Origin of the sequence: Bacillus sp. MUM 116 (assembly GCF_001866655.1) — a bacterium.
GTDB lineage: Bacteria > Bacillota > Bacilli > Bacillales > Cytobacillaceae > Neobacillus.
Map to the genome: position 1 here is coordinate 1 of NZ_MLYR01000132.1, position 6851 is coordinate 6851.

A 6851-nucleotide genomic window follows, 5' to 3' on the forward strand; every position below is an offset into this window, starting at 1 on the left:
TCCAAAAGCAACAAAGTTTACGAAAAGAGCCTTTGATAATGACACATTACCTGTTAGTTGAATTCGATGTTAGGAGCAGAACAAAATAAAGAAGAGTATGAGCGTTGTGTATTAAATAAGTTCGTGAGGATTGACTAAGAACATTGCATTACTTTTGTCAAAATCTTCACAAAAATGAATTGATGCATCCTCTTCCATATGTTAAATTAACAATGTTGGCAATATATGTTAATTAAAGATATATTTTTTAACATAAGGAGAGGATGTTTAATGAATTCAATGAAGCAGATTATCCTTTTGAACGAAATATCGAAGCTCAAATCAAAGGAAGAGCAATGGGAACCTTTTTCTTGGTATAAAGAGATGAGAGAATATAGCCCTGTGTTTTATGATGACGAGCAAGATGTATGGAATGTTTTTTTATATGATCACGTCAAGAGTGTGCTTTTTGATCACCGGCTCTTCTCCAACAAAAAAGAACGCAGTTTTATTCCCGTTCCTAGAAACGAGGATAACCGAAGCAACGTCAATCATTGCGATCCCCCGGAACACCGAAATCGCCGGGCCCTTATTGCCCACGCTTTCACTCCTCGAAGCCTTGAAGAGTGGAAACCCAAGATCCAAGCCATTGTTGATGACTTAATTACAGAAATGGCAAGTCAAAAGAACGTGGATATTGTGCAGAAGCTGGCCATCCCCTTGCCGGTTACTGTCATTGCAGATTTGCTAGGTGTCCCCTCCAAAGATCGGGCGCAGATTAAGTCCTGGTCAGATACCCTCTTTTACCCATATGATAAAGAAACTTTTGATGACATCACAAAACAAAAAGCTCGGGCTAGCAAGGAGTTTTTCGACTACTTGTATCCAATCGTTCAAGAAAAACGAAAGCATCCTTTGAATGACATCATTTCCGACTTGACCAAAGCAGAACTTGATGGTGAACGATTAACGGATGCAGAAGTGGTAATGTCCAGCATAGGACTGCTGGGCGCGGGGAATGAAACAACCACTACGCTGCTTTCCCTAATGTTTTACTGCATGTTGTTTGACCAACCTGGCATCTATCAGGAGCTTCGAGCTGATTTGTCATTGGTTCCCAAACTCGTTGAGGAAGTGTTACGCTTCCGTTTCCCGGTTTGCATGGATCGACAGGTTGCTAAAGATACAAGCATCTTTGGACATGAGATGAAAAAAGGCCAGGCAATAGTAGCTTGGATTGGTGCCGCGAACCGGGATGAGTCTCAATTTGTCCATGCGGAAGAGTTTGATATCCATCGTCAGGGCAATCAAAAACATTTGACTTTTGGAGCGGGTCCGCATTTCTGTTTGGGCGCTCCGCTTGCTCGCATGGAAGCGAACATTGCTTTGACAACGTTTCTGAAACGGTTTGCCGATATTCAACCGGTGGAGGAATTCGAAGTAACTGAACATTTGATCGCTTCCCCGGGGGGCGGCCAATCTCTTATGAGCCTCCCCATTCGATTGCAAAATTGATAACAACAAGGATCTATCTTTTTCATAAAGAAATTACCTCATGCGTGTGATCGCTTCGACAGATAAATGGATTGGCAGTGGCTCACTTTGCACGATCACATCTTCAGGTGTTTGGCCAACACCACGGGAATGGAGTGATTCCCATCATTCATCTCCATTAATTCTACATATATAAATATGGCTAAGTGGTGAACGGATGGATGGGAATAGATTTCGGTAGGAACGCGAATGTTTTTAAGAAATATCCACAAAAAAGTAGTGCGATTTCTTAAACGAAATGCACTACTTTTTATAGAAGTCCTAAAATTTGGTGCCCCTTTTGCTTTTTGCAATTAACCTGTTACTATTATTAAAAAACTGAACCTTCCGATTTCATAATGACAGTGGAACACCTATTATTTTAAAAATAAATGATAAACAAAATTTGTCACAAATCCATCCCTTTGCCCGTTATAAAAGTAAATCAACGAAAAGGGATGAGACAGCATGCAAAAATATGATGTAGTGGTTGTTGGCGGAGGAATTGCCGGATTAACAGCAGCAATCTATGCAGCTAAAGCGGGGAAAAAAACACTGGTGATCGAAAAACAACATCGTTTAGGAGGGCGGGCGGTCACAAATAAGAAAAAAGGAGCTTATTTCAATTTAGGAGGGCATGCACTATATTATGGCGACGCATTCAAGACCTTCCGTGAACTGGGGCTGAGTCTAAAAGGCAAGAAACCATCGATTGAGGGATATGGCATATGGCAAGGAAAATTAAATACAATGCCGTTGGATGTGAAGTCTTTATTTACCACTCCTCTTTTATCCTGGAAAGGAAAAATGGAGCTTGCCACCTGGCTTGTTAAGCTTGGGAAACTTGATACCCATCAGTACGATAGGATTAGTCTCCGGGAGTGGATCGAACAAAATGTAAAAGATCCAATGGTGAGAAATTTATTTTATGCGTTGTCGCGTACAGCAAGTTTTGTGGTATCACCTGACTTAATAGCTGCCGGACCTGTTTTACAACAATTAAAATGTTCAATGAAAGGTGTCTTGTACCTAGATCGTGGCTGGGGAGCGATTATCGATGAATTATGGAAAAAGGCATCTGAACAAGAAGTCCACTTTTATTTAAAAAGCAAGGTTACATCGATCCAACATCATAACGGAAGCGTACAAAGCGTATCATGTGAAGATGGTATGATCATAGAAGCACATCAGATAATTGTTACCACCTCTCCTGTTGCTGCCTATCAGCTTGTTTCAGGTGCTGATAAAACGGCTCTCCATCTTTGGAAAGACCAGGCGATAGAAATTACAGGGGCATGTTTAGATGTAGCGTTAAGACGCCTCCCAAAACCGGACCAACAATTTGTCTATGGTATTGATCGAAACGTGTTTCTTTCCAATCAATCGCGGGCTGCCTATCTAAGCGACAATGGGGCACAGGTCATTTCCCTCATGAAGTACCAAGGAAACGAAACGGATCCCGAAAAAGATTTACAAGATCTTGAACAAACATTGGATTTAGTCCAACCTGGTTGGCGAGACGAATTGGTTGCTCAGCAATATTTACCGAAAATCACCGTTTCGTATGACCTTATGCATATGAAACGATCAGAACGCCCTGGTCCTGAAGTACCTGAAATCAAAGGGTTATATGTGGCAGGAGAGTGGGCCACCCATGGTGAATTATTAGTTGATGCGGCGACAGCTAGTGCGAAAAGAGCCATAAAGCACATTCTCATGGATGATCGAATAGAGGTGGAAAGGAATGAGCAATACAGAAACATTATATAAAACCTATCATTCGCAGCTATTTTCCTTAGCGTATCGGATGCTTGGAAGTGTCATGGATGCAGAAGATATGGTGCAGGAAACTTTCCTTAAGTTCGATCAATTACCCAATCATGATGAATTACAAAATAAACGAGCCTATCTATACAAAATTGTGACGAATCAATGTTTGGATCTTCTACGCTCATCGGCCAAAAAAAGAGAATTGTATATTGGGCCTTGGCTGCCGGAGCCACTAATTGATTACAATCATTTAGAAGGCAATCCATCTGATACGTATTTACAGCAGGAGTCTATTTCCACAGCTTATCTATTATTATTGCAACAACTAAATGCAATTGAACGGGTCGTCTTTCTTCTCCGTGAAATATTCAATTATTCGTATGATGAAATTGCGGAAATGATTAATAAAAATAGTGCGAATTGCCGTCAAATCTATCACCGGGCTAAAAAAAGAATGCATTTCGATCCAGATGAGAAACCAACGGTATCGGCTGCGGAAGAGCAACTCAAAGAGTTTGTAAACTCGCTGCTACATGGGAATATGAGTAAATTACTTGAACTTGTCGATGAAAATGTTGTCTTTTATTCCGATGGTGGTGGTAAAGTAAGAGCGGCACACGTTCCAGTTGTTGGACGGGATTTAGTCATTAAATTACATCAAAATCTACTAAAGATGTATAACGGTCAATATACACATTCATTCTTAATGGTAAACGGTATGCCTGGTATTCGAATAAGGATGGAAGATGACACCCAATACGTCTATTCGTTTTCCTTTAAGCAGAATAAGATCCAAACCATTTATACTGTTTCCAATCCTGATAAACTTCAACATTTATAGAGATATAGACATGCAAAACAAATTCATTTTATAGCGCGTGGATACCCGGACATTTATTTTTACGGTTAACTTTAAAATAAATGGTTACCAACGGGTGATGACCAAAATAAGAAAAGGATGACATACCACAGTCATCTTTTTTCTTTTTAATCCACATCCCCTAAATGTCCTTATTCATTTATTTTAAAAGAGCGGAACAGATGTTTCTCACCCAATCATGCAGTTGTTTCCATCCTTCCCATACTTCGAGCATCCATTTTTGAAGCATTGTGTCACGGCCTGGATGTTCTTGTTTTGCTGCTCCTTTGCGTATAATGAGGGCATGATTTCTACACCGAAACATTTTTTTACCGAGCTTAATTTGATAAAAGCTTGCTATCGCTTCAAATTCCTGCCTTTAAGTCTCTGCTGACCAAAATTCCATTTTCATTCCCCTCTACCACATATTTCATTGAATCTTATAGGTAATAATGTACTTTGACAACCTAAAGTTGACTTTAGGTTAAACAATATAAGCTAATGGAAATTCCTGTTTGCAGAAAAGTTTTCCATCAGCTTCAAACGCTTGTTTTATGACTTCGTTATTTCATTTGGATAAAGGACAAATTCATATTTATCCCCCTTTAATTGATCTTTATAGTACTTAATCTTCCGATTTAAAATACCCAGATTTTGTTGCAATTTTTGAATCTCTAATTCCACAAGATGCTTACGGTTTTCAAGTAAATCCATCCTTTCTGGAATTGTTTCATCCCCCATTTCACGCCATTTGGTATATTGCTTAAGCTCCGAAATCGACATTCCTGAATCTTTCAAATGAAGCAAAAATTGAAACCATCCAATATCCTCATCCGTAAATTCCCGTAAATTATTTTCATTTCGATGAGGAGTAAGTAATCCTTCCTTTTCATAGTATCTGAGCATACTCGGTGTTACACCGACAATTTTTGCAACTTCTCCAATTGAATAAGTCATGGAGCCCACCTCGTTTTGTCTATTTGTTTGATTGTTTTAATCCACTTTACAACTTAAAGTTAACTTTAAGTCAAGGAAAAAAACGTTTTTAAAGTATTAGATCCTTTTTTAAATTTTTCCTTCTTGCCTTAAAGTATACTTTAAGGTCTATACTTCATCATGTAACAAATAAAGTTTGGATGGAGGGATTGATTTAAATGGCAGAAAAACAAACAGCGGGAAGAGACTTATTAGGAGAATTCGCGCCAAAATTTGCGGAACTTAATGATGATGTTTTATTCGGTGAAGTTTGGTCAAGAGAGAAAGAACTTTCACCTCGTGATCGCAGCATGATTACCGTTTCTGCGTTAATCACCGGAGGAAACTTTGAACAATTAACTCCACACCTTGAAAAAGCTAAGGCAAACGGTGTAACCAAAGATGAAATTGCGGAAATCATCACTCATCTTTCGTTCTATGCAGGATGGCCAAAAGCCTGGTCAGCATTTAACATCGCAAAAGAAATCTATAATGATTAATAGAAAGTAGGAATTTAAAATGAAAAATGAAGAATTAAGCAATAGCACAATCTTCCCATTGGGTCAAAAAGTAGAAACAAACTTTATCGGGGATGCATACTTACAAATGGTGTTCACTGATCCAACACCACTTAATACATCGATCGGGAATGTAACCTTTGCTCCAGGAGCTCGCAATAACTGGCACTCTCATAAAGTTGGGCAGGTTTTATTAGTTACAGGTGGCGAGGGTTGGTATCAACAGGAAGGAAAACCAGCTCAATTACTCAAAAAGGGCGATGTGGTAAATATTCCACCGAATGTGAAGCATTGGCATGGTGCGACAAAAGACAGCTGGTTTGTACACTTAGCAATGACACCGGGAGAAACGGATTGGTTAGAACCTGTCGATGATGAATGGTATAAAAAATTATAAAATTAACGCATCGAGTCCATTGATTAAGGGGTTCCGATTTAAGGAGCTTTTCTAAAAAATCGCACCAAAATGTTAGTCGTTTTGGCATTCCTATTGGCAATTAAATAAAAAACTCGCTACTTATTGGCGAGTTTTCTTTATTACGGAATTCCGGTTCCTTTTCAACTAAAGTGCTTCTGTTGAAGAAGTGACAATTACTAACGAGTAAATCCTATGATTTTTATTGCATTTTATCTTTGGATTGTGCATTATTTTCATTTTCCATTCAAATGATAGATTAGTTGCACAACGCCAGAGGAAAACGTTCTTGTATTAACCATTTTTAAATTCATCTTCTGTTTTATATCAATAAACAACGGTTTTCCTTCTCCCAAAATAACAGGGTGAACAGATAATCTAAATTCATCAACAAGCCCTAAATTGATAAAAAATGTAATAAGACTTGCCCCGCCATATAGCCAGATGTCTTTACCAGGCTTATTCTTTAATTTATTTACTTCTTCAAGAATATTATCATTTATGAATATTACTTTATTATCAGTCCCTTTTTGCGTTCTTGAAAACACGTATTTTTCTTTACTATGAACTAATTCCCAAATTTCTTTATCAGTATCATTCTCTTCATTTTCTGGAATAAATTGTCCCCATAAATCGTAGCTTTTTCTTCCATATAAGATCGTATCAATCTGATTTAAGAAATCAATAAACCCCATCTCAGAGTCCATAATGCACCAATCAACTTCCCCATTTTTCCCTTCAATAAAACCATCTAAAGTAACTGCTAAATCTAAAATTATTCTTCTTGATCTTACATTATCGG

7 protein-coding genes are annotated in these 6851 nt (G+C 38.3%); 5 read left to right on the forward strand and 2 right to left on the reverse strand.

All coding sequences use genetic code 11. From position 1 onward, the window contains the following. The first annotated feature begins 270 nt into the window (after positions 1-270). From BIV60_RS25430 to BIV60_RS25440, 3 genes are all read left to right on the forward strand, one after another. The gene (locus tag BIV60_RS25430; RefSeq protein ID WP_071358499.1) at positions 271-1494 is read left to right on the forward strand and encodes a cytochrome P450; all 1224 of its coding nucleotides are present in this window, start codon (positions 271-273) and stop codon (positions 1492-1494) included. 486 nt (positions 1495-1980) lie between these two features. Continuing rightward, positions 1981-3282 (forward strand): phytoene desaturase family protein, encoded by a 1302-nt coding sequence (locus tag BIV60_RS25435; protein ID WP_071358500.1) that lies wholly within the window; start codon positions 1981-1983, stop codon positions 3280-3282. Continuing rightward, positions 3257-4123: an RNA polymerase sigma-70 factor gene (locus BIV60_RS25440; RefSeq protein WP_071358501.1), complete on the forward strand. Its 867-nt coding sequence runs from the start codon at positions 3257-3259 to the stop codon at positions 4121-4123. Before BIV60_RS25435 ends, BIV60_RS25440 begins: the two co-directional genes overlap by 26 nt. 570 nt (positions 4124-4693) lie before the next feature. Here BIV60_RS25440 and BIV60_RS25445 read toward each other — a convergent pair. Continuing rightward, positions 4694-5098, reverse strand: coding sequence for a MerR family transcriptional regulator (locus BIV60_RS25445; protein WP_071358502.1), 405 nt, complete (start codon positions 5096-5098; stop codon positions 4694-4696). A gap of 197 nt (positions 5099-5295) precedes the next feature. On the opposite strand from BIV60_RS25445, the gene BIV60_RS25450 reads away from it, so the two are divergent. After that, positions 5296-5616 carry a carboxymuconolactone decarboxylase family protein gene (locus BIV60_RS25450; RefSeq protein ID WP_071358503.1) on the forward strand — a complete coding sequence of 107 codons (321 nt, stop codon included), beginning with the start codon at positions 5296-5298 and terminating at the stop codon, positions 5614-5616. A gap of 19 nt (positions 5617-5635) precedes the next feature. Next, positions 5636-6031 (forward strand): cupin domain-containing protein, encoded by a 396-nt coding sequence (locus BIV60_RS25455; RefSeq protein ID WP_071358504.1) that lies wholly within the window; start codon positions 5636-5638, stop codon positions 6029-6031. Positions 6032-6285: 254 nt separating this feature from the next. Here BIV60_RS25455 and BIV60_RS25460 read toward each other — a convergent pair. After that, the coding region (locus BIV60_RS25460) for a dihydrofolate reductase family protein (RefSeq protein ID WP_256218550.1) at positions 6286-6851 on the reverse strand (566 nt) is incomplete at its 5' end.

Coding starts and splice junctions, on each gene's coding strand:
- BIV60_RS25430 (WP_071358499.1), top strand. CDS start 271: ATGAATTCAATGAAGCAGATTATCCTTTTGAACGAAATATCGAAGCTC.
- BIV60_RS25435 (WP_071358500.1), top strand. CDS start 1,981: ATGCAAAAATATGATGTAGTGGTTGTTGGCGGAGGAATTGCCGGATTA.
- BIV60_RS25440 (WP_071358501.1), top strand. CDS start 3,257: ATGAGCAATACAGAAACATTATATAAAACCTATCATTCGCAGCTATTT.
- BIV60_RS25445 (WP_071358502.1), bottom strand. CDS start 5,098: ATGACTTATTCAATTGGAGAAGTTGCAAAAATTGTCGGTGTAACACCG.
- BIV60_RS25450 (WP_071358503.1), top strand. CDS start 5,296: ATGGCAGAAAAACAAACAGCGGGAAGAGACTTATTAGGAGAATTCGCG.
- BIV60_RS25455 (WP_071358504.1), top strand. CDS start 5,636: ATGAAAAATGAAGAATTAAGCAATAGCACAATCTTCCCATTGGGTCAA.